This window comes from Hyphomonas atlantica corrig., from assembly GCF_000682715.1.
Classification (GTDB): Bacteria; Pseudomonadota; Alphaproteobacteria; order Caulobacterales; family Hyphomonadaceae; genus Hyphomonas; species Hyphomonas atlantica.
Genome location: NZ_AWFH01000063.1, coordinates 115963 through 136471, shown reverse-complemented (window position 1 = coordinate 136471; position 20509 = coordinate 115963). Strand labels below are relative to the sequence as shown.

18 protein-coding genes and 3 tRNA genes are annotated in these 20509 nt (G+C 61.1%); 10 read left to right on the top strand and 11 right to left on the bottom strand.

Translation table 11 applies throughout. The annotated features are described in order from the left end of the window. Positions 1–2: 2 nt before the first annotated feature. From HY36_RS17475 to HY36_RS17465, 3 genes are all read right to left on the bottom strand, one after another. Positions 3–89, bottom strand: a tRNA-Leu gene (locus tag HY36_RS17475). Between the two features lie 244 nt (positions 90–333). Continuing rightward, positions 334–407, bottom strand: a tRNA-Gly gene (locus HY36_RS17470). Between the two features lie 42 nt (positions 408–449). Beyond that, a tRNA-Tyr gene (locus tag HY36_RS17465) sits at positions 450–534 on the bottom strand. A gap of 107 nt (positions 535–641) precedes the next feature. Here HY36_RS17465 and HY36_RS17460 point away from each other — a divergent pair. From HY36_RS17460 to HY36_RS17450, 3 genes are all read left to right on the top strand, one after another. After that, a complete protein-coding gene (locus HY36_RS17460; protein ID WP_035555735.1) occupies positions 642–1472 on the top strand; it encodes a TrmH family RNA methyltransferase in 831 nt (276 codons plus the stop codon). Positions 1473–1529: 57 nt separating this feature from the next. Further along, complete coding sequence (locus HY36_RS17455) at positions 1530–2420, top strand: hypothetical protein (protein ID WP_035555731.1); 891 nt, start codon at positions 1530–1532, stop codon at positions 2418–2420. A gap of 85 nt (positions 2421–2505) precedes the next feature. Further along, positions 2506–5328: a phosphoenolpyruvate carboxylase gene (locus HY36_RS17450; protein ID WP_035555727.1), complete on the top strand. Its 2823-nt coding sequence runs from the start codon at positions 2506–2508 to the stop codon at positions 5326–5328. 6 nt (positions 5329–5334) lie between these two features. Here the strand turns inward: HY36_RS17450 and HY36_RS17445 are convergent, their stop codons facing one another. Beyond that, positions 5335–6327 carry an aspartyl protease family protein gene (locus HY36_RS17445; protein WP_081806274.1) on the bottom strand — a complete coding sequence of 331 codons (993 nt, stop codon included), beginning with the start codon at positions 6325–6327 and terminating at the stop codon, positions 5335–5337. 179 nt (positions 6328–6506) lie between these two features. On the opposite strand from HY36_RS17445, the gene HY36_RS17440 reads away from it, so the two are divergent. Both HY36_RS17440 and HY36_RS17435 read left to right on the top strand, forming a co-directional pair. Continuing rightward, positions 6507–7751: an acetyl-CoA C-acetyltransferase gene (locus tag HY36_RS17440; protein WP_035555722.1), complete on the top strand. Its 1245-nt coding sequence runs from the start codon at positions 6507–6509 to the stop codon at positions 7749–7751. Between the two features lie 155 nt (positions 7752–7906). Further along, positions 7907–8299: an STAS/SEC14 domain-containing protein gene (locus HY36_RS17435; RefSeq protein WP_035555719.1), complete on the top strand. Its 393-nt coding sequence runs from the start codon at positions 7907–7909 to the stop codon at positions 8297–8299. Between the two features lie 4 nt (positions 8300–8303). On the opposite strand, the gene arsC is transcribed toward HY36_RS17435, so the two are convergent. The 4 genes from arsC to HY36_RS17415 form a co-directional block, all read right to left on the bottom strand. Then, entirely contained in the window at positions 8304–8705 is a 402-nt protein-coding gene (gene arsC / locus HY36_RS17430) for an arsenate reductase (glutaredoxin) (RefSeq protein ID WP_035555717.1), read from the bottom strand. 17 nt (positions 8706–8722) lie between these two features. Continuing rightward, positions 8723–9793 (bottom strand): PLP-dependent cysteine synthase family protein, encoded by a 1071-nt coding sequence (locus tag HY36_RS17425; RefSeq protein ID WP_206741230.1) that lies wholly within the window; start codon positions 9791–9793, stop codon positions 8723–8725. 90 nt (positions 9794–9883) lie between these two features. Next, entirely contained in the window at positions 9884–10873 is a 990-nt protein-coding gene (locus HY36_RS17420; RefSeq protein WP_051602940.1) for a DNA topoisomerase IB, read from the bottom strand. A 75-nt stretch (positions 10874–10948) separates the two neighbouring features. Further along, positions 10949–12046 (bottom strand): hypothetical protein, encoded by a 1098-nt coding sequence (locus HY36_RS17415; RefSeq protein ID WP_035555714.1) that lies wholly within the window; start codon positions 12044–12046, stop codon positions 10949–10951. 12 nt (positions 12047–12058) lie between these two features. On the opposite strand from HY36_RS17415, the gene HY36_RS17410 reads away from it, so the two are divergent. Continuing rightward, positions 12059–12949 carry an alpha/beta hydrolase family protein gene (locus HY36_RS17410; protein ID WP_051602939.1) on the top strand — a complete coding sequence of 297 codons (891 nt, stop codon included), beginning with the start codon at positions 12059–12061 and terminating at the stop codon, positions 12947–12949. On the opposite strand, the gene dnaJ is transcribed toward HY36_RS17410, so the two are convergent. Next, positions 12946–14103, bottom strand: coding sequence for a molecular chaperone DnaJ (gene dnaJ, locus HY36_RS17405; protein WP_035555711.1), 1158 nt, complete (start codon positions 14101–14103; stop codon positions 12946–12948). The genes HY36_RS17410 and dnaJ overlap by 4 nt on opposite strands. A gap of 107 nt (positions 14104–14210) precedes the next feature. Further along, entirely contained in the window at positions 14211–15539 is a 1329-nt protein-coding gene (locus HY36_RS17400; RefSeq protein ID WP_081806273.1) for a penicillin-binding protein activator, read from the bottom strand. Here HY36_RS17400 and rsmI point away from each other — a divergent pair. Both rsmI and HY36_RS17390 read left to right on the top strand, forming a co-directional pair. Next, positions 15533–16453 (top strand): 16S rRNA (cytidine(1402)-2'-O)-methyltransferase, encoded by a 921-nt coding sequence (gene rsmI, locus HY36_RS17395; RefSeq protein WP_206741229.1) that lies wholly within the window; start codon positions 15533–15535, stop codon positions 16451–16453. The genes HY36_RS17400 and rsmI overlap by 7 nt on opposite strands. Beyond that, positions 16446–16832 carry a YraN family protein gene (locus HY36_RS17390; protein ID WP_035555704.1) on the top strand — a complete coding sequence of 129 codons (387 nt, stop codon included), beginning with the start codon at positions 16446–16448 and terminating at the stop codon, positions 16830–16832. Before rsmI ends, HY36_RS17390 begins: the two co-directional genes overlap by 8 nt. 14 nt (positions 16833–16846) lie before the next feature. Here HY36_RS17390 and HY36_RS17385 read toward each other — a convergent pair whose 3' ends face one another. After that, positions 16847–18121 (bottom strand): MFS transporter, encoded by a 1275-nt coding sequence (locus HY36_RS17385; RefSeq protein WP_051602937.1) that lies wholly within the window; start codon positions 18119–18121, stop codon positions 16847–16849. Between the two features lie 211 nt (positions 18122–18332). Between HY36_RS17385 and HY36_RS17380 the strand changes: the two genes are divergently transcribed. Both HY36_RS17380 and HY36_RS17375 read left to right on the top strand, forming a co-directional pair. Next, complete coding sequence (locus HY36_RS17380; RefSeq protein WP_035555701.1) at positions 18333–19292, top strand: glutathione S-transferase family protein; 960 nt, start codon at positions 18333–18335, stop codon at positions 19290–19292. Between the two features lie 98 nt (positions 19293–19390). Then, positions 19391–20509, top strand: a complete 1119-nt coding sequence (locus HY36_RS17375; protein ID WP_081806272.1) for an acyl-CoA dehydrogenase family protein — start codon at positions 19391–19393, stop codon at positions 20507–20509.

Here is a 20509-nt window from a genome sequence, read left to right as displayed (position 1 = left end):
CCTGGTGCCCAGAAGAGGACTCGAACCTCCACTCCCTTGCGAGAACTACGACCTGAACGTAGCGCGTCTACCAATTCCGCCATCTGGGCACGGGATCGGAAGGCGCCGATGTATAGGCTGGGGCCGGGTCCGTCAACGGTAAAACTGTAGCATTCGGGCGGGAAACTGCGTGGCATCCCGGCCGCGCCCCACGCGCAGGATTTGATCGGGGCAATGCCTGCCGGATAATGCCGTGCGGCCCCCCACATTCCCCTGCGCAATGGCCCGTGCCAACACCTGAACCACACGCTGAACAATCGCGTGCAATTCCCTGATTTCACGGAAGTATTCGGTTGGAGCGGGTAGACGGAATCGAACCGACATACACAGCTTGGAAGGCTGGTGCATTACCATTATGCTATACCCGCTCACCGGGTCGCAGCAGCCGTTTATAGCACATCAGTGCGGGGTGGTGGAGGGAGCTGGATTCGAACCAGCGTACGCTAAGCGGCCAGATTTACAGTCTGGTGGATTTAACCACTCTCCCATCCCTCCACGGGACCCGCGACCTGACGCCAATTGACGTTGCCGCGCCGGGGCTTCACATGGGCGCTCTCGCGCTTCCGATCCATCCCGGAAGCGGCCTTATAAGGAAACCCGAAATGCCGCGCAACCATTCTAATCGGCGAAAAGCACACGACAGCGCAGATAATGCACGTCGAGGCCCGGCCCGCCCCCCTCGGCGCGGCGGAAAAGGCCGTGATTCCGGCAGTGCAGACGGTGGACCGCTCTGGATATGGGGCACGCATGCCGTTGCCGCCGCGCTGGCAAACCCGGCGCGCACCTGTCATGAGCTGCTGGCGACCGAGAATGCGGCGCAGCGCCTGCCGGCGGGCGCGGTGCAACCTGTCATCGTCTCCGCGAAGGATATTGATTCGCGCCTCCCTGACGGGGCCGTGCACCAGGGCGTGGCCGTAAAGGTGGACCCGCTGGAGCCAGTCGCGCTGGAAGACCTGATCGATGCAGGCGTCAGCCACATCGCCGTGCTGGACCAGGTGTCCGACCCGCACAATCTGGGCGCGGTGTACCGGTCTGCGGCAGCGTTCGGCTTTGGCGGGCTGGTGCTGCAGACGCGCAATGCCCCGAATGTGACGGGCGTGGCGGCAAAGGCCGCCGTCGGCGCAATCGAAACGGTGCGGGAAGCGCGTGTGGTGAATATCGCCCGCGCGTTGGAGCAGCTGGCCGAGGCGGGCTATCACACGGTCGGTCTTGCCGGAGAGGGCCAGCGGCTGATCGCCGATGCTGTGGAGGGCGCGCCGAAACTGGCCATCGTGCTGGGCGCGGAAGGGCCGGGCATTCGCCCTGCCGTCGCCAAGGCCTGCGCCGAGCTGGCGCGCATTCCGATTGCCCCGGAAATGGAGAGCCTGAACGTCTCGAACGCAGCCGCCGTCGCCTTTTATGAAAGCAGCCGTAATCGTTTCCCCCTGTCATAAAGCTCTGCTAAGGGATTAACCACGCTGAGGGGATCAATAGACGGAGCGCGTGCCGCCATGCTGAGATTGCTGTCCATCCTTCTACTTCTGTGCGGCCTGGGCGCTGCGGGCTATGCCGGGTCTGTCCTGCTGGACACCTATGCCCCGCGCGACGACGTGGTCGTGGCCGCCCCGGCGCAGGAAATGGCGACGGAACAGGCGTTTGAAGAGGCCGCGCCGCCAAGTGTGGAAGAAGAACTGGCACAGCTGGAGCCGCTCGAAAGCGAAGAGATGATGATGGAGGCGCCAGCCACCGCCCCCGCCCCGGCTGCTGGCCCGACTCGCAGCCTTGGCGCGGACATTCCAGGTGATGTGTTCCCGGAGGCTGTGGGCGCTGCGCCCGAGTTTGATGTGCCGATGTCGACGCGCTCGGCCAATGTCACGGCCCAGGCAAACGAATCGTTCGTCGAGACGCTGAAATCTGTTCCCGTCGCGCATGAGACGCCCAGCAAGGCTGAATACAAGCGCGCCTTTGATGTGACGCTGGCCATTGATTCCACAGGCGATGAGACCGCTGTCGACGCCCTGCCCGGCCGCGGCAACATTATAGAAGGTGAAGCGCTCGTCTCTGACCGCGTGGAAGCGCGCCTGAGCGGTGCGAATTTCGAGATCGTCGCCATGTCGCCGGAAATTCAGGCGATGTCGCCGCTGACGGAAAATGTCTGGCGCTGGTCTGTCGTGCCGCTGACAGCGGGCAGCCATGATCTCGTCTTCGAGATCTATGCCATTGATGAAGACGCCGTCGTGCCGCTGCGAACTTTCCGCGATACGGTGACCGTGGAAGTCTCTGGCATCAACCGCGCCATCGCGTTCGCGGACCAGGCCAATCCACTCTTTGTCCTGCTTGGCGGGCTGGGGTCTGCCGTGGCGGGCCTGATCGGCGTCTTCCGATTTTTCGGCCGTAAATAGCCGGACTTCAACGCAGGGCGGGATTTATTTCGACTGGCGCGCCGGAGACCTTTGACTTTACGTCAATTTCCGTATTTCTGGCGGCATGACAACGATGACCACTCCGAAGACCCTCGCCTCAGCTCAATTGTTCCTGCGCGAGCAGGCTGCACGGATTGAAATCGATCCGCTGACCAATTCCGTATTTGCGCTGGCTCAGACACTGTTCCGGGACCTGGAGCGCGGCGACGCGAAAATCTCCGACCTGTCAAAACTGGCCGATGAAGTTCATCTGGACCTGATAGAGGAACGCGCCGAACGGTTTCGCGACCAGCATTCCGGCGGCAAGGCGAAGACAGCGTGGGCCAGCCTGACCGAAGAACTGGAAGCGCTGGCCGGACAAGGCTTCGAGGCGTTCAAGGCGCGCGTTGAGCAGGCCACCGGCGGCATCGTCTTTACCGGGCACCCGACCTTTGCGCTGTCGCGGGACTTGCGCACAGCACTGGCCGATCATGTGGTGAGCGCCACGAAGACCAGCCGCACCGCGCTGCAGCGTCAGATCCGCGCCGACTCGCGCGCCTGGAACCAGCAGATCAGCCTGCAGGGCGAACATGACGAAGTGCAGGACGCCGTCGAGCACGCCGCCAATGCGCAGCTGGCATATGCGTCCGTGTTGATTTCTGTCGCCCGGAAGGCATTTCCGGACGATTGGCGTTCGCTGAAAATCTATGTGCCGACGATTGCCTGCTGGGTTGGGTATGATCTGGATGGCCGCGCAGACATTCACTGGTCGCAATCGCTGACCTTCCGCCTGACCGAAAAGGCCGTGCAGCTTGGCCGCTACGCCGCCCAGCTTGAGGCGATCAGCGGCAGTCAGAAGATTGGCCCGCTTGCCAAGCTCACCCAGCGCCTGAAGACGGCTGCTGAAGACACTGCCGGGCATGCCGCCCTGTTCGCGGCAGACCTGACCGATCCGGACAATCTGGTGCCCGCTGCCAATGCGCTGACCGCGCCGTCAAAGCGCAATGTGCTGGACGCAAGCGAAATCGTGGATGTGCTGGACGAGGTGATCGCCACAGCTGAGGACGGTCTCGCTGCCAAGCTGATGGCCATCCGCGCGCAGGTCGAGGCACTGCAACTGGGCACAGCGCGCATTCATTTGCGCGTGAACGCCGCGCAAGTCCGAACCGTGATCAATCGCGACCTTGGCCTGCAGACCGAAGATCGGGAGCTGGGCCGCCTCGCCCTGGCAGAGCTCGCGCAGAAGGCCCGCAAGTCAAAGCCAGTTCAGGTAAACTTCGCAGACCTGTTCCTGGAGCAATCGACCGCGCGGCGCCAATTCATGATGTGTGCGCAGATCCTGAAGCATATTGATGCGGGCTCGGTCATCCGCTTCCTGATTGCGGAGAGTGAGAACCCGGCAACCGTGATGGGCGCGCTCTACCTCGCCCGGCAATATGGCGTTGACGACAAGCTGGACATCTCTCCCCTGTTCGAAACGCCAGAGGCGCTTGAAACGGGCGGCCGCTTTATTGAGCGCCTTCTGGAGGAGCCTGAATTCCTCGCCTATGTGAAACAGCGCGGCTATCTCTCGATCCAGCTTGGTTTCTCCGATGCCGGACGGTTTATCGGACAGGTCGCCGCCGACATGGCGATTGAACGCATCCACAATCTCATCGCGCGGGCGCTGGCCGCCAAGGGCGCGGATGTGGACTTGCTGATCTTCAACACGCATGGCGAAAGCATGGGTCGCGGCGCATGGCCGGGCAGCTTCGAACAGCGTTTCGATCACTTGCTGACCCCGTGGACACGCGGCGGAGCGCGGGCACGCGGGCTTCAACTGCGCCACGAAGTCAGCTTTCAGGGCGGCGACGGCTTCCTGCATTTCGCCAATCCAAATCTGGCAGAAGCGACGATGGCCGCCTGGTGCAGCCACACATTGTCTGACCCCGAAGACCGCAGCGAAGACCCGTTCTATACGCGCACGGACCTTGTTTGGGATTTCTACCGCTCGCTACGCGCCTGGCAGGAACGCCTGTTCGTGAACGAGGATTATGGTCGCCTGCTGGGCGCATTCTCCAGCGGCCTGACCGTGAAGGCCGGCTCTCGACCCAAGCGCCGCGCCGCCGGGCCGGTTGGCCCGCGGTCCCTGCGCGCCATTTCTCACAATGCCACGCTGCAACAGCTGAGCATTCCGGTGAACGTCGCCGCCGGGATTGGTTCATCCCTGCAACGGGAAATGGACCGTCTGGTCGAGCTGATCGATGCCAGCCCGCGCATGACGCGGCTGATCCTGCTGGCCACCCGCGCCCGTGTGCTGACCAGCCTGCCAGCGCTACGCTCCTACGCCAAAGTCTATGATCCGGGCGTATGGGTGGCGCATTCGAAACTGGCCGACCAAGACAAAGCGAATGCGTATCGCGCGGTCTATTATGCGCTGCGCAATACCGAGACGGCCGTCTCGATGAACCAGATTGCCAACTTCCTGTCCGTAGACCTCGGCAAGTTCGACCGACTGCTTGCGCAGCTTCAGTCTGCGCCGTCGATCGAAGCGCGCCATGAAGGTCGGCTGGACCTGCATGTTCTGCATGCGGTGCGTCAGGCGCTGATCATGAAAGCGTTCTCGATTGTCGGCGGCCTGCCCCGCCTGTCTGAACGGCATGATGCCAGCAGCCGCGACCTGGTTGAAATGGTGGCTGAGCTGCGCATTGGCGAAGCGGTCAGCTTGCTGCGCGAAATCTTCCCGCACTCTCGCGATCAGGACACGCCCCTGACGGCGCTGACTGAGGCGGGCAATGAGTCCAAGGCGCAGGCCAGCTATGGCTATGACCGCATCCACAAGGATGTGATTGCGCCGCTGGACGAGATTGACCGCGCCCTTCACGGCATCAGCCTGGCGGTAACGCATGCCTATGGGGCATTCGGCTAGAGCCGGTCAGCGACGGCGATAGGTCTGCATCTCCATGCAGACCTGACACTTCTGCGCGGTGCTGTGGCGAATGCGCAGATAGAGCAACTCGTTCTTGCGATCGATCTGCACCCGGAACTGTGCAAGGAAATCCATGCCGAGGATCATGACGGGCTCGTCAGACATGCCGAGGTATTCGAACAGGGCCGGGTCTGACACGACCATGTTGAAGCTGTTCATCTTTACTTCGTGAAGCTGGAAACGGGATATGCGCGCAACATGCATATCATACCCCTCGCCCGTCACCCCATGCAGACGTTTGGTTTCCTCCTCATTTACCCGCGTGCCCGCCAGCGCGGCAAAGGCGGAATTCATGTAGGTGATCGTGGACCCCGTATCGATCAGGGCCAGGCCGCGATGCCCATTGATCTTTACCGGGACGAAATAGAGCCCGTTGCGAACCTCCATTGGCCGTTTGCAAAGGATCTCCCGCATCCGTCCCATTGGGCGGCGATCATAGGCGGTTACCTGTTTGCTGTCGAAATCGAAATCCACCACATCGCCCGTCATGGCGCTCATCGGGAAGACATTGCGCACGCCCTCGACGGCGATCTTCCGGTCGAGCGCAGCGGGCACACGCTGAAGCGTAACCGTTCCGGCGCCAAGGCTGGGCAGGTCAATCAGCGGAAACATCTGCGGGCCACCAAGGCCCAGCACTTCGACAAACTGCTCTTCACCCTCCACAACTGCGACACCGGCAGAGCGCGCGGTCGCGCCACCAATCATGGGCAGGGTTGCCGCTGTGTCGATGACGGCCGAAGCGCGCGCGCCGTTTGTGAAGGACAACTCCGTGATCAGGCGATCTTCGGAATCCATCTCGAACGGAACGATCTGGTGAATGTTGGTATTCCCGGAAGCCAGCAAGGGAAGACACAAAAGGAAACCAAGCAGCAGGCTGAACCGAACAAGCTGCTGAGCGAGACCAGGCCGCATGGCCTGTGATGCTGGCAATCCTCCCATGGATGCATCCTTTTCCGACAGTATGCCACAAGCGGGCCTTCCGACAAAATGCGGAGGCCAAGGCGGCGTCTCCCTGCCCCGCAAAACAGTTGACGCATCTAACCCGACGTCACGGGTGGTCTTACGCTTACGTTCGCGTAAAGTGCGTCGAAACAGATAATTCGAGGGAGACACTGGACATGGCCGAGGCCTATATCATTGACGCCGTGCGCACGCCGCGCGGAATTGGCAAGGTTGGCAAGGGATCGCTGGCGCACCTGCACCCGCAGCATCTGGGCGCAACCGTTCTCGGCGCAATCCGCGACCGCAACAATCTCGATACGGCGACGGTGGACGACATCATCTGGGGCACGTCCAGCCAGCGCGGCGCCCAAGGCGCTGACATGGGCCGCATGGCCGCTCTAGATGCAGGCTTTGACGTGAAAGCGTCCGGCGTGACGCTGGACCGCTTCTGCGGCTCTGGCATCACGACGGTTTCGCTGGCGGCTGCGCAAATCATGTCCGGCATGGAAGACTGTGTCATCGCAGGCGGCTGTGAGATGATGAGCTACACGGCGGCGACCGCTGACCCGAAAAACCCGCCCATGATGGACGCTGGCAATCTTCACCTGCGCGAGCTGCACCCGCAGTCGCAGCAAGGCGTCTGTGCCGACGCCATCGCGACGCTGGAAGGCATCGATCGCGAAGCCGTCGACCAGCTTGCCGTGACCAGCCAGAACCGCGCCAAGCGCGCGATGGATGAAGGCCGCTTCGATAAATCGGTCGTGCCGGTCTACAATCGTGATGGCACGCTGGCGCTGGAGAAGGACGAATTCCCACGCCCCGGCACCACGATGGAAAGCCTGTCCGGCCTCAAGACCGTGTTCAACATGTTCATGGACATCCCGGTCGATGACCAGGGCAATACTTATGGCAAGATGGTCACGAAGAAGTATCCGCAACTCGAAGGCAAGATGAACCATGTTCACCATGCCGGGAACTCTTCCGGTGTTGTGGATGGCGCTGCCGCCCTGCTGATCACCTCGAAAGACTATGCTGACAAGAACGGCCTGAAGCCGCGCGCGCGCATCGTTGCCACCGCGAACATGGGTGACTGCCCAACGCTGATGCTGAACGCGCCGGTGCCTGCTGCGAAGAAGGTTCTGGAAAAAGCCGGCATGAGCAAGGACGATATCGACGTCTGGGAAATCAACGAGGCGTTCTCGGTTGTGGCAGAGAAATTCATCCGCGATCTCGACCTGGACCGCGAGAAAGTGAACATCAATGGCGGCGCCATGGCGCTTGGCCACCCGATTGGCGCAACCGGTTCCATCCTGATCGGCACGGCGCTTGACGAACTGGAGCGCTCAGGTGGCCGGTATGGTCTTGTCACCATGTGTGCCGCTGGCGGCATGGCCCCGGCAATCATCATTGAACGGATCTAGATTTCCTCCCAGAAACTCAGTTCAATCCGTTCAATCCTCTCCCGGTCCAGGTGCGCCTGGGCCGGGCTTTTTTTGCTGCACCCGACTGCAGACTTTATGGAACGCCCTGCTTGCCGGGGCGTTGCTTACACACAAGCAACCCCAACAGGAGACTCATGCCTTACACCATTGAAGCTGAAACCAACGACCTCACCACCATTGACGCACAGGGCGACCTGAACCCCGAAGCCATGCCGGAAGCCGTGGACCAGTTGATGGAGCAGACAGATGCGGAGGACCCCGGCAGCCTGCTGGTACGGTTACAGCACATGGATCTGGGCACGCTGCACACGGTTGCCAGCGACTGGTCCCGGAAGGCCGAATTCTTTGCCTTGCAAAAAAGGTTTGGAAAAGTGGCGGTGCTTACCGACCAACCCTGGGTGCGCCAGTCCGCCAAGATGCAAGCCGTGGCGCTGCCAGACACCGAACTGAAGGTCTACGACCTTGCCGATGAGGCGGATGCGCGCGTGTGGCTGGAAAAAGCCCCGGCAGAAACCGAAGCCGCCTGAAGCCTCAGGCCGGGCTGATGATCTCGCCGTCTTCCTTGGTGAAGCTTGTCGGCGGATTTTCCAGCAGATCAAACACCTTTTCAGAGGGACGGCACAGCGCCGTCCCTTTTTTTGTGACCACGATGGGGCGGTTCACCAGGATCGGGTGTTTCAACATCGCCTCGAACAGGATGGAATCATCGACCGAGGGATCGGTCAGGCCAAGTTCCTCAGCCGGGCTTTTCGACGTGCGCAATGCTTGTCGCGGTGTCAGGTCCGCCGCGCTCAGCAGACCCGCCAGCAATTCGCGCGTCCAGCCACGCTGCAGGTAAAGCACGATTTCCGGCTCCTCCCCGCTGGCCTTGATGATTTCCAGGACATTGCGGGACGTGCCGCACTCGGGATTGTGGTAAATCGTGACGCCCATCAGCTCGCCTCCAAAGCTCAAGCGCCTTTCAATTGCGACAGATACGGCGCGAGGTCCAGCCCCTGCGCCTTGATCCAATCAGAATTGTAGTAGGTATCAAGATACCGCTCGCCGCCATCGCAGATCAGGGTCGCAACGCTGCCCGCCTTCCCCGCGTCTCGCATCTCACGCATGAGGGTGAGCGCAGCCCAGACATTCGTGCCGGTCGAGCCACCGCACCGCCTGCCGAGAATTTCCTGCAGCCAATGCACCGTTGCGACGGATGCCGCATCCGGCACGCGCATCATGCGGTCAATCACGCTGGGGCGGAAGGATGCCTCCACGCGCGGGCGACCGATCCCCTCAATACGCGATTTGCTCTGGCTACGGATATCCGGATCGCCCGTTTCGAAATGATCGTAAAAAACAGAATTCTCAGGATCGGCGACACAGAGAGAGGTCTTCGCTGAGATATCACAACGGTAGCGAATGTATCGCCCGATCGTTGCGGAGGTGCCCCCCGTGCCGGCGCTCATCACGACCCAATCCGGCAGGGCATGCGCCTCCATCGAGAGCTGGGAAAACAGGCTTTCGGCAATGTTGTTGTTTCCGCGCCAGTCCGTCACGCGCTCGGCATAGGTGAACTGGTCCATATAGTGTCCACCGAGTTCCGCCGCGATCCGCTCGGCCTCGGCATAGATGTCAGCCGGGGGTACGGCGCGGGTCTCGCCGCCATAGAAGGCGATCTGGTCGATCTTGCTGCGCGAGACACCTTCCTGCACCACGGCGATGAAGCGCAGCCCAAGCAGACGCGCAAAATAGGCTTCCGAGACCGCCGTTGACCCGGACGAACTTTCCACGATCACCGTGTCTGGCCCGATCCAGCCATTGCAGAGACCGTAGAGATAAAGCGAGCGTGCCAGCCTGTGCTTGAGGCTGCCGGTCGGGTGGGTGGACTCGTCTTTCAGGTAAAGCGTCTGCGCTTCAAAGCCCGGCAGATCCACCTTGATCAGATGCGTGTCTGCGGACCTGTTGAAGTCTGCATTGATGCGCTGCACCGCCTCACGCACCCATTCGCGCCGTTCCCAATCGAGATGAGAAATGTCCACACCTGCCTCCCAAACCTTGTCCGTTCCGGCGTCACCATAGAGGCTTGTGGCGGGTGGGCAATCGCGATGGACAGGCGGCGGGCTACGCGGTCAGTTTTGGGATTTTTCCAGCACCGATAGCAACAATGCCTCGCCCTTCAGGCCGGCCGCCTCACGGCAGTAGGTTTCGGGACGGCATTTGTCTCGCGCAAGTTCAAGAATGATGGGGTGAATGTAGGAGGACTTCGCGATGGCGGGCGTATTCCCCAATGCGTCAGCCGCTGCCTGTGTGACGGTCTTGATGGTGACGCGGTCGCAGGACGCCAGGCTATCCACTGCGGCGACGCTCCCCTTCCACGTCCGGAAATCCTTGGCCGTGAAGGCTAATCCCAAAGTCTCCTGGATATAGGTGTTCACATCCTGAGCGACTGGGCGAACCTTCCGACAGCGAAACAGGAAAGCGCCTCGCTCTTCGAGAAAGCCGTCCAGTGTCTTCGCAAGCAGCTTGTCACGCATCTGGACCCGGCGAGGTGTCCCGCCTTTGCCCTTATAGGCACAGATGACACGCTGGCCCTCAATCGTCACATGGGATTTTCGCAGGCTGACCGCACCATAGGTCTTCCGGCCGGAACGCCCAATCCGCAAGGCGCCCTTGTCCAGCAAGCGAACAATCGCGGCCAGTCTCACCTCTCTCGGACAGTCGGAATAGGTCAAGTCATGACGGACGCGGCGGCGCAGCTCCGGCAAGGCATGTCCGAAGGCGATGAGATCGTCAAACTTGGCCGAGTTGCGCGCAGCGGCCCATGTTGGGTGATAGCGATACTGAAGTCTGCCGGCTTCGTCGCGTCCTGTCGCCTGAATATGGCCGCGCGGATTCGGACAGATCCAGATGTCTTTCCAGGCGGGCGGCAGCACCAGCGCGCGGCACCGTTCCGCCCGCTTTCCCTTCAATGTCTGTCCTTTGTCATCCTGGAAGGTGAAACCTTTCCCTCGGCGCTTGCGGGTCCAGCCTTTGGCCGCCGGATCGGATCGCACAAGACCGATTGCCTCTGCCGTCACGCCTTCGCGACAGAGCGTATCGGGAGCGGAACTGAAGGGCATGGACGTTTCTCTCGGATGATGAATGCCGAGATCAACGATGGAAGAGACGCGCCGGTTCCCGTCCTTTGCGAAGGCTTAGTCTGCGTCGAGGAACTGGCCTAGATTGTCCTTGAATTCCGGCCAGGTGATCTCGAACAACGGGTCGCCATCCGCGCCCTTGCCCTCCAGCTTTCGGAAGCCGAACATTTCGCCCATGCGCAGGATGCTGCGGCGTTCGACCTGCATGATGAAGGGTACGGTTTCGAGATCGAAATCAGACGCAACCTTCCAGATATGGTGGACATGATTGCGCACGAGCCGCCGAATTGCGGCAGAGCCATCTGCCTTGCCGCCGGCCGGGCGGTAAGTGGTCAGCATACCAATCGCAAACAGGAGGATACAGTCGCATGGCTCCCCTTTTGCTGCGACATGAATGTCCATTACATCGTGATCTGACAATACACCCCGCTTGTAGAGGTGTGTCGCAGTCGAGTTCAACGGAATAACCATGGAGATACCCATCCGTTCCCCGGTTTCATCCAGCACGAATGCAAAGCTTTGCGGATAGCGGTCATGAACGCTGGTGTTGCGCAACAGCTTGTCGACATAGTCCCCGGAATAGTTTGCGCTTTCCTCGAAACACTCGGCGTTCATGCGGCTGAATTCCTTCAGCGCGTCATTGTCCGACACGATTTCCAGCTCATGCGCAGGAAAGCGCAATTCGCCTAGCTCGGCCAGGGAGCTGAGATCCTTGATCAGGTGCGGCTGGCGCTTCTTCACGATCCGCTCAGCCACCTTCTCGGCCGGGTTGCGGGTCAGCAGATAGCGCAAGAGTGGCAGGGCGACGACGAGGGTCAGCGTCACAGATTGCGCAAGCCCCACCGTGTTGAATACGAACGCGCTCAGCTCGCTTGCCTCACTCGCCCAGTTTGCAAATTGCGGGAAGAAAGCGGATGTCAGGCGAACGACCGTACTGACGAACAGCACGACCAGCACGCCGATCCAGATCCACCGCTCAAACCGAGAGAGGTCGGTCAGCCCCTTCTGGACTTTTCTGAATATGCCCGCTGCTTTCATGTGCCTGCCCGCCAAAACCTGTGTTCCGCGCGGCAGATAGGCCGGGTTTGCCTTGCGGGGCAAGGCTTCCGCGTCGACAGGCTTGGAGCCGCGAACGTTTGGCGTAAGATTGCGCAAAGGGAGAACAGGATGAAACAGATAACAGGAATTGCCGCATCGCTGCTTGTGATGACCAGTGTCGCGGGCTGTGCGGGCCAGAGCGCTGTGCTGCCGGAAACGGGCATCACCCATGATGCGGACCATCCACCGGCGCTGGTGGAAATGAATTTCCAGAGCCACGGCAAGCGGTTGAACGGTCTTGTCTATGTTGCCGATGGCCCCGGCCCGCACCCGACCGTTCTGCTGTTGCACGGCTTTCCGGGCAACGAGAAGAATCTTGACCTGGCTCAGGATCTCCGCGCGAACGGATTCAATGTCCTGTTCTTTCACTATCGCGGCGCGTGGGGCAGCGAGGGCGATTTCTCCTTCACGCACGTGATTGAAGATGTGGCCTCAGCCGCTGACCATGTTCGCACCAACGCCGACGCCTACCGGAGCGATCCGGACAAGATCATCCTGATCGGGCATTCGATGGGCGGGTTCGCCGCGCTGGCTGCTGGTGCAAAGGATGAGACGATCGCGTGCGCTGCGGGGCTCGCCCCGGCAAACTTCGCAGTCGTGGCGGACGCCATCTCCGCAAGCGCGGACATGAAGGCCGGATTTTCCGCCTATGGTGATACGCTGCAAATGCTGGCCGGAACATCTGGTGATGCGCTGGTCCGTGAGCTGATCGAAAATCGGGACGCGTTTGATATTGCGGCCATTGCGCCGGAGTTTGCAGGACGCAACGTGCTGATCATTGCAGCCGACGAGGATGAAGCCGTGCCGCTGGAGACAGTCGTTCAGCCCCTCATGGAGGCTTACACCCAGAGCCCGGACGTGAACGCCACGACGCTCACTCTTTCGGGCGACCATTCCTTTTCATGGTCACGCGAGGAGATGATCGCATCCGTTCTGGATTGGGTGGAGGTGTGCCGCTAGTTCGGGCGGTGCTCGTCGCCATCGCCGCTCCAGAAGCGCTTGATGCGGCCCAGGAAGCCTTCGCTCTCCGGATGGCAGTCAGCGCCTGTGCACTCGCAGAATTCGCGCATCAGCTCTTTCTGGCGGGCTGACATGTTTCGCGGCGTTTCGACAAACATTTCCACGAACAAGTCGCCCGTATGGCCTGACTGGCGCACGGATGGCATGCCCTTGCCGCGCAGGCGCAGCTTGCGGCCTGTCTGCGCGCCTTCCGGCACGACAACACGGGCGCGGCCACCATCAATGGTCGGGATCTCGATCTCGCCGCCCAGCGCGGCGGTCGCCATCGGCACCGGCGCGCGGCAATAGAGGTTCGGGCCATCGCGTTCGAAAATGTCATGTTCGACAACATCGACGAAAATGTAGAGGTCGCCGCTCGGGCCGCCCAGTTCGCCCGGTTCGCCCTCACCTGACAGGCGGATGCGCATACCGCTCTCCACGCCTGCCGGGATCTTTACTTGCAGCTTGCGTTCTTCGCGGACCTGACCGACGCCGCCACATTCCTTGCAGGGCTTCTTGATGATCTTGCCCTTGCCGCCACAGCGGACGCAGGTGCGCTCCATCGTGAAGAAGCCTTGCTGTGCGCGCACGCGGCCCGCGCCGTCACACGTGTCACAGGTTTCCGGCTGTGTGCCCGGCGCGGCGCCAGACCCGTCACAGCCTGTACAGGGCACGGCCTGTGGGACATGGATGGTTTCTTCCTTGCCGGCCCAGGCTTCGGCCAGCGTGATTTCCAGATCGTAGCGCAGGTCCGAACCGCGCTGTGGCCCGCCCCGGCGACGACCGCCGCCAAAGCCGCCCGCACCAAATACCTGGCTGAACAGGTCGGAGAAGATGTCTTCCGGATTGGCGCCCTGGCCGAACGGGTTGCCTCCGCTCCCGCCGCCATTTTCAAAGGCACCATGCCCGAACCGATCATAGGCGGCACGCTTCTGGCCGTCGCTCAGAATTGCGTAGGCTTCGCCCACTTCCTTGAATTTCTCTTCGGCTTCCGGATTCCCTGCATTCTGGTCAGGATGATACTTCATCGCCAGCTTGCGGTAGGCGGACTTCAGCTGTTTCTCGTCCGCATCCTTGGATACGCCCAAAATCTCGTAATAGTCGCGCTTGCTCATGGAATGGCTATCGTCTTCCAGGATTGTCTCACATCAGCCGCTCATGTGGGGGAGCACTGCGCGACGTGCAAGGGATCGTCACAGGTCGCGCAGCGTCAGGACGGGTATCAGCTGGGGCCAACAGGCGTTGTCGGGAAGGATTGCACACCCCCCTCGACCAGTTCTGCCCCGCCGGGCTGAATCTGCATCACGGCCAGGCCACGCTCGGATGTGCCGTCAATGCGGAAGCGGAACAGGCCATTTACGCCGAAGAAGCCGTCGGGATCGGTCACGCCGCCATAGGTCAGGCTGTCATCGGCGGCCAGACGGACGGTCAGCGCTGCGGCATCATAGGCCAATGCAGCCAGGTCAGTCGGCGCGCGGCCATAGATCCGACGATAGGTCTGGGTGAAGGCCGTCTTGTTGTTGGGATCAGTCGAAGCGTAATAGCCGCCGCGCAGGGTTGGCTCACGCCAGATGCTGGAATCGTCCCAGTATGACGTACCGATCAGTTTCACCTGACGCATGTCGACGCCATTATATGGCAGCAGCGGCGCGACAGACAGCAGTTTCACTCCGCGCTCCGGAATCATCACGGCGACACGATCCAGACGCCCGGACAGTTCATTTTTGAGAACATTGGCGATCTGACGCGCTTCAGCGCCAGCGCCGCTGTCTTCGCCGTAAAATGCCGAGGCAGCCAGCACTGCGCCCAGACGCGGGGCTTCGTAACGCATCGCCGCTTCGATCTGGCGGCCATACTCAGAGCGTGGCCCCAGGAAAACGAACGTATCCACGCCGCGCGACGCGACATACTCCATCACACGCCGCACTTCTTCGTCAGGCGTGATTGAAGCGAGATAGGCCCCGCCCCCGGCGGCAGACCGGTCATTCGAGAAGCCGATAACCGGCACGTCTTCCTTGCGGGCTTTTTCCCGCACGGTTTTCACATTCGCCCCAAAGAGCGGGCCTAGAACAACATCCACCTTGTCTTCAAAGGCTTCATCAAGGCGCGCTTCCGCAACAGACGTCTTGCCGGCGGTGTCCTTTGGGATGATCAGGAAATCCTTGTCGGCATATTCGAACAGCGCCAGCTCAATTCCGGCGAGCATGCTTTCAGCCTCGGCGCGAACATTCGCGTTCGGGTGAGAGAAAGGCAGCAGCACAGCGGCGCGCTTGATCTCACGGCCCTGCATGAAGGGTGGTGTCAGGCCCCGGTCTCCCCGTCCCCGGCGCATGTCGTCGAGATCTTCAATGTCAGTGATTTCGATTTCTTCGCCCGGCACATCGCCAAGATCCCGAGGGACACCGGTAACCGGTTCGTCACGCGGCTGTCCGGTGCCAATCGGCACTGGCTGGCGCGCTGGCGCTGTGGCACAGGCTGTGGCCAGAAGCAGCGAAGCCAACAGAAGACTTGGCGCGGGAAGCTTCCTGAGCAATGGTTGAAGCAATGTCATCTCCTGATCCTTCTGACTCCGGGGCGATTCCCGCCTCCGCCGACTCTAGGCCCGGCCACCCCAAGGGGCAACCGGCTGTATCTCTGGATCCGGGTCTCTATGTGGTTTCCACCCCGATCGGCAATCTGCGCGACATCACCCTGCGCGCACTCGACGTGCTGGCCGCTGCCGATGAGGTTCTGGCAGAGGACACGCGCTTCGCCGGAAAGCTGATGTCGGCCTATGGGATTAAAGCGCGGCTCAGCCCCTATCATGACCACAATGGGGCGGAACGGAGACCGGGCCTGATCTCGGCCTTGCAGGACGGCGCCAGGATCGCGTTGATCTCTGACGCCGGTACGCCGCTTGTCTCGGATCCGGGCTGGAAGCTGGCGCATGAAGCGCTTGAGGCCGGCGTAAAGGTCATCCCCGTGCCGGGTGCATCGGCCATGCTGGCTGGTCTCGTGGCCAGTGGCTTGCCAAGTGACAAATTCCTGTTCGCGGGCTTCCTGCCGCCAAAATCCGGCGCACGGAAGTCTGCCGCGGAGGCGCTGAAAGCTGTGCCGGGCACGCTGATCTTCTATGAAAGTGGCCCCCGTCTTGCCGACGCGCTGGCAGACCTTGCTGCCGTGCTCGGACCGCGTGACGCTGCGGTGACCCGGGAGCTGACCAAACTGTTCGAGGAAACGCGGCGCGGCACGCTGGCAGACCTTGCCGCGCACTATGCAGAAGCCGGCCCGCCACGCGGGGAAATCGTGCTGCTCGTCGGCCCACCGGGCGAAGCGGAAGTGACTGCCGAAGGCCTGGACGCTGCGCTGCGCGACGCCCTGCAGGACCATCCGACCAAGGCCGCCGCCAATGCCGTTGCCGAAGCGCTCGGCCTGCCCAAGCGGGAGGTTTATCAGCGCGCCTTGCAATTGAAGGCCGATGGCTAACGCGCGGCGCCCAAGCGACAAACGCACGGCCGCCGAGCGACGTGGCCGAACCGGCGAGACCTATGCCGCGCTCTTCCTACGCCTCAAGGGCTATCGCATCCTCGCGCATAGGGTGCGCACACCGGTAGGTGAGATTGACCTGATCGCGGAAAAGTCCGGTACGATCGTGTTTATCGAGGTGAAAGCCCGCAAGCGTGAGGCAACGGCGATTGATGCGGTCAGCGTACATGCGTGGCAGCGCATCGCCCGCGCAGCCGAAAACTGGATGGCCAAGCGGCCGCAATACTCACAGCATGGGTGGCGCTACGATTTGATCGGCATTGTGCCGGGTCGCCTGCCAATTCACCTGCGCGATGCCTGGCGGCCGGGCATGGCCTGAAGCATTAACCGTCCTCAGGTTTTGGGTTCGGCCTTCGGCGCGTTCTTGGCTGGGTCTTTGCCCTGCGACTTTGCACGCTTGCGGTAAACGCGCGTCAGCGGGCTTTTTGCCATTGGAATGTAGCGTGACTTCTTGCCGATGATGCGCGGACGGCGCTTGATGCCGATGCGCAGCAGCGTGAAGACGGCCAGCACAAGATAGACGCCCGCGATATACCAGAACAAGGCTGCAGGCTCGAACGCGCTCATGACCAGCGCGCCGACCAATGCACCAACGACAGACCCGACGCCGTAAAGCAGCAGGAGGCCGCCACTGGTCGCAACCGCCTTGCCGACGGCTGCGTGATCATTGGCGTGGGCAGCGCAGATGCCGAACACAGGAATGATGAAAGCACCGAACAGGAAGCTGAAGCCCAGCATGGCGTTCTCTGACAAGCCCGCAAACGTGGCAAGCAAGGCTGACGCCCCGGTGCCCAGCAGGGAGCTGGCGAAAATCACCATGCGGCGGTCAATCTTGTCTGACAGCCAACCGGTTGGGAACTGGAACAGGCCCGCCCCGATGATGGCGGTACTCATGAAGGCTGCGATCGCTGCCGCGCCATAACCGAGTTCCTGCACATAGACCGGTGCCATGCCCCAGAAGGCAGCATTGGCGAGGCCCGTCGCCGCCGCGCCAATCGCGCCGACCGGCGAGACCTTGTAGAGCTGCACGATGTCCAGCTTCGCCGTTTCCAGCGGCGCGGGTGATGAAGACCGGGTCAGGGCCACAGGCACGAGCGCAATGGAGATCAGGATGGACACCAATACGAACAGCTGGAAGCCCTCAGGCGGCGCGATGGCGAGCAGGCCGTTGCCAATAGTCACGGCGCCAAGGTCAACAATCCGATAGACCGACAGGATCTTGCCGCGGTTCTCATTCGTTGCGCGTTCATTGATCCAGCTTTCCAGAACCATGGTCAGGCCCGCAAAGCTGAAACCCGTGATGAAGCGCAGACCGCCCCACGCAATCGGCTCGACAAAGAGGATGTGCGCCAATGCGCTCGACGAAGCGATGGAGGCGAGGGCCACGAAGGCGCGGATATGCCCAACGCCCTGAATCATGCCGGGCACAAGGCGGCACCCGAGAATGAACCCGGCATAATAGGCCGACGCCAACAAGCCGATGACAGTGGTCGGGAAGCCCTCGATGTCGCCGCGCACGGACAGGAGGGTGCTCTGCAAGCCGTTCCCGGCATACAGGATGGCCGCAGCGAACAAGAGGGCAGCAATGGCGGAGATAGATCTGAACATTCCAGCCTCGTAAGCGCGGTCATTCCTGGAGCGGGCGAACACCGAAGCGAACACGATGCACGAAGCTGCGTTCCAATCGCGGCTGTAGAAATCCCGACTCCACCTGTCAATGATTGACGTGCGCCAATCTTCCCCAGCCTGAACCGTGATGCAACCACCCGGCCCGCCAGCCGTTGCTTGAGGGGGAATTGATACGAAAAGGAAGACGATGATGCCTGGCCTGCTGGTGAACGGAGAGTGGAAGCAGAAAGACGAGTTCGCCGGAGATGACGGCAAGTTCGACCGTGAAGATTCCGCCTTCCGCAATTGGATCACGCCGGATGGCTCTCCCGGCCCGGATGGACAGGATGCCGTAAAGGCCGAGGCGGGCCGGTTCCACCTCTATGTGTCCTATGCGTGCCCGTGGGCCCATCGCGCGCTTATCTTCCGCCATCTGAAAGGACTCGAGGACTTGATCCCGGTCAGCGTGGTTCACCCGCATATGCTGGATGAAGGATGGGAGCTGAAGACGGATTTTCCAGGCGCGTCCGGAGACCCGCTCTATGGGAAGGAATACCTGCACCAGATCTACACAAAGGCGAAGTCGGACTATTCCGGCAAGGTGACCGTGCCGGTTCTCTGGGACAAACAGGAGGAAACCATCATCAACAATGAAAGCGCCGAAGTCATCCGGATCTTCAATACCGCTTTCAACGAAATCACCGGAAACAAAGCCGACTTCTATCCTGCTGATTTGCGCGATGAGATCGATCATGTGAATGCGCGCGTCTACGAACCGGTGAACAATGGCGTCTACAAATGCGGCTTTGCCCAGACACAAGATGCCTATGACGAGAACATCGTGCCCTTGTTCGACGCGCTGGACTGGCTTGAGCAGCGCCTGTCAGATGGCCGCGAATGGCTGGTAGGTGATCAGCTGACGGAGGCCGACATTCGCCTGTTCACCACGCTGGTCCGGTTCGATCCGGTCTATTTCGTGCATTTCAAGTGTAACGTGAAAATGATCCGTCAGTATGATGCACTCAGCGCCTACATGAAGCGCATTCATGACATGCCGGAGGTGAAACCGACCGTGCATTTCGACCACATCAAACAGCATTATTATTACTCGCATGCACACATCAATCCGTACCGGATCGTACCGCGGGGCCCTCGCGACACTGTCTCCTGATACAGGCGACAGTTGTGCCGCACCCCGTATAACCCCTGATTGAGATTGTCCTCCAAGAAACTGTATCCTCCCAATGACGCCATACACAGGAGGGCGACATGGATGGGAGCTTCCCGATTCCGGAGATTGAAAGCGGGCGGGCAGACGCCGCCTTTCGTGAAGAGGTGGATGCCTTTCTCGATGCTGAGCTGACCGAAGAACTCCGCGCGGCTGGCCGGGAAACCACGGGGCTGAAATCCCCACGTTGGGCATGCGACGCATGGCGCAAACGCCTGCTCGCGAGAGGATGGTTTGCGCCGTCCTGGCCAATTGAACATGGCGGCGCAGACTGGAGTGCGGCGCAGCGGTTGTATTTCGAGAATGCCTGCGCACAGCGTGATGCGCCCATCATCATGAATTCCGGCGTCCGTACAATCGGCCCACTGATTATTGCAGAAGGTAGCGAGGACCAGAAAGCCCGCTACCTGCCCGCCATCCTGAATGGCGAGCATGAATGGTGCCAGGGTTTTTCCGAGCCGCAAGCCGGATCAGATTTGTCAGCCCTGTCTTTGCGCGCAACGCGAGATGGCGATGATTTCATCCTGAATGGCAGCAAGGTCTGGACCAGCTTCGCGCAATATGCCTCGCATATGTTCCTGCTGGCGCGATGCGAAGAAGGTAGTGCGGGACGTGATGGCCTTGTCTTTCTGCTCGTTGAGATGAACCGTCCCGGAATCCGGGTGCGTCCCATCGACTTCATCAGTGGCGAGACGGAAACGAATGAGGTTTTCTTTGACAATGTCCGAACGCCCGCCGCCGATCGTATCGGAGACATTGGCGAAGGTTGGAGAGCCGCAAAGGCATTGATGGCGATTGCGCGGTCAAACAACACGACCACCGGCCTGCTCCGCCGCGCCCTGCGGGCCGCCAAGCGAGGCATGACAGGTCTTGCGCCGTCTCAGGATCTCTACAATCTGGCCATGAAGGTCGACACGTTTGAAGCATTGGAGGCGCGCGTTGCCAGTGGGGAAATGCCCGTCGGTTCCGCGGCGAGCTCTTCTGTGCTCAAAGTGATCGCCACGGAACTGCATCAGGCAATTACACAGGCAGGCCTCGGCCTGGCCCCGAACAGTGACTTTGCACAAGCGAAATATCTATCGACCCGCGCCGCCACGATTTATTCCGGCACCAGCGAGGTGCATCGGAACATATTGGCGCACGCCATCGGCTGCCCCTGA

What these genes read in the sequence shown, in the direction of transcription:
- HY36_RS17450 (WP_035555727.1), top strand. Translation starts at nt 2,506, where the DNA reads ATGACAACGATGACCACTCCGAAGACCCTCGCCTCAGCTCAATTGTTC.
- HY36_RS17435 (WP_035555719.1), top strand. Translation starts at nt 7,907, where the DNA reads ATGCCTTACACCATTGAAGCTGAAACCAACGACCTCACCACCATTGAC.
- HY36_RS17420 (WP_051602940.1), bottom strand. Translation starts at nt 10,873, where the DNA reads ATGCCCTTCAGTTCCGCTCCCGATACGCTCTGTCGCGAAGGCGTGACG.
- HY36_RS17455 (WP_035555731.1), top strand. Translation starts at nt 1,530, where the DNA reads ATGCTGAGATTGCTGTCCATCCTTCTACTTCTGTGCGGCCTGGGCGCT.
- HY36_RS17460 (WP_035555735.1), top strand. Translation starts at nt 642, where the DNA reads ATGCCGCGCAACCATTCTAATCGGCGAAAAGCACACGACAGCGCAGAT.
- HY36_RS17445 (WP_081806274.1), bottom strand. Translation starts at nt 6,327, where the DNA reads ATGGGAGGATTGCCAGCATCACAGGCCATGCGGCCTGGTCTCGCTCAG.
- HY36_RS17380 (WP_035555701.1), top strand. Translation starts at nt 18,333, where the DNA reads ATGCCTGGCCTGCTGGTGAACGGAGAGTGGAAGCAGAAAGACGAGTTC.
- rsmI (WP_206741229.1), top strand. Translation starts at nt 15,533, where the DNA reads ATGTCATCTCCTGATCCTTCTGACTCCGGGGCGATTCCCGCCTCCGCC.
- HY36_RS17400 (WP_081806273.1), bottom strand. Translation starts at nt 15,539, where the DNA reads ATGACATTGCTTCAACCATTGCTCAGGAAGCTTCCCGCGCCAAGTCTT.
- HY36_RS17390 (WP_035555704.1), top strand. Translation starts at nt 16,446, where the DNA reads ATGGCTAACGCGCGGCGCCCAAGCGACAAACGCACGGCCGCCGAGCGA.
- HY36_RS17385 (WP_051602937.1), bottom strand. Translation starts at nt 18,121, where the DNA reads ATGTTCAGATCTATCTCCGCCATTGCTGCCCTCTTGTTCGCTGCGGCC.
- HY36_RS17440 (WP_035555722.1), top strand. Translation starts at nt 6,507, where the DNA reads ATGGCCGAGGCCTATATCATTGACGCCGTGCGCACGCCGCGCGGAATT.
- arsC (WP_035555717.1), bottom strand. Translation starts at nt 8,705, where the DNA reads ATGGGCGTCACGATTTACCACAATCCCGAGTGCGGCACGTCCCGCAAT.
- HY36_RS17410 (WP_051602939.1), top strand. Translation starts at nt 12,059, where the DNA reads ATGAAACAGATAACAGGAATTGCCGCATCGCTGCTTGTGATGACCAGT.
- dnaJ (WP_035555711.1), bottom strand. Translation starts at nt 14,103, where the DNA reads ATGAGCAAGCGCGACTATTACGAGATTTTGGGCGTATCCAAGGATGCG.
- HY36_RS17375 (WP_081806272.1), top strand. Translation starts at nt 19,391, where the DNA reads ATGGATGGGAGCTTCCCGATTCCGGAGATTGAAAGCGGGCGGGCAGAC.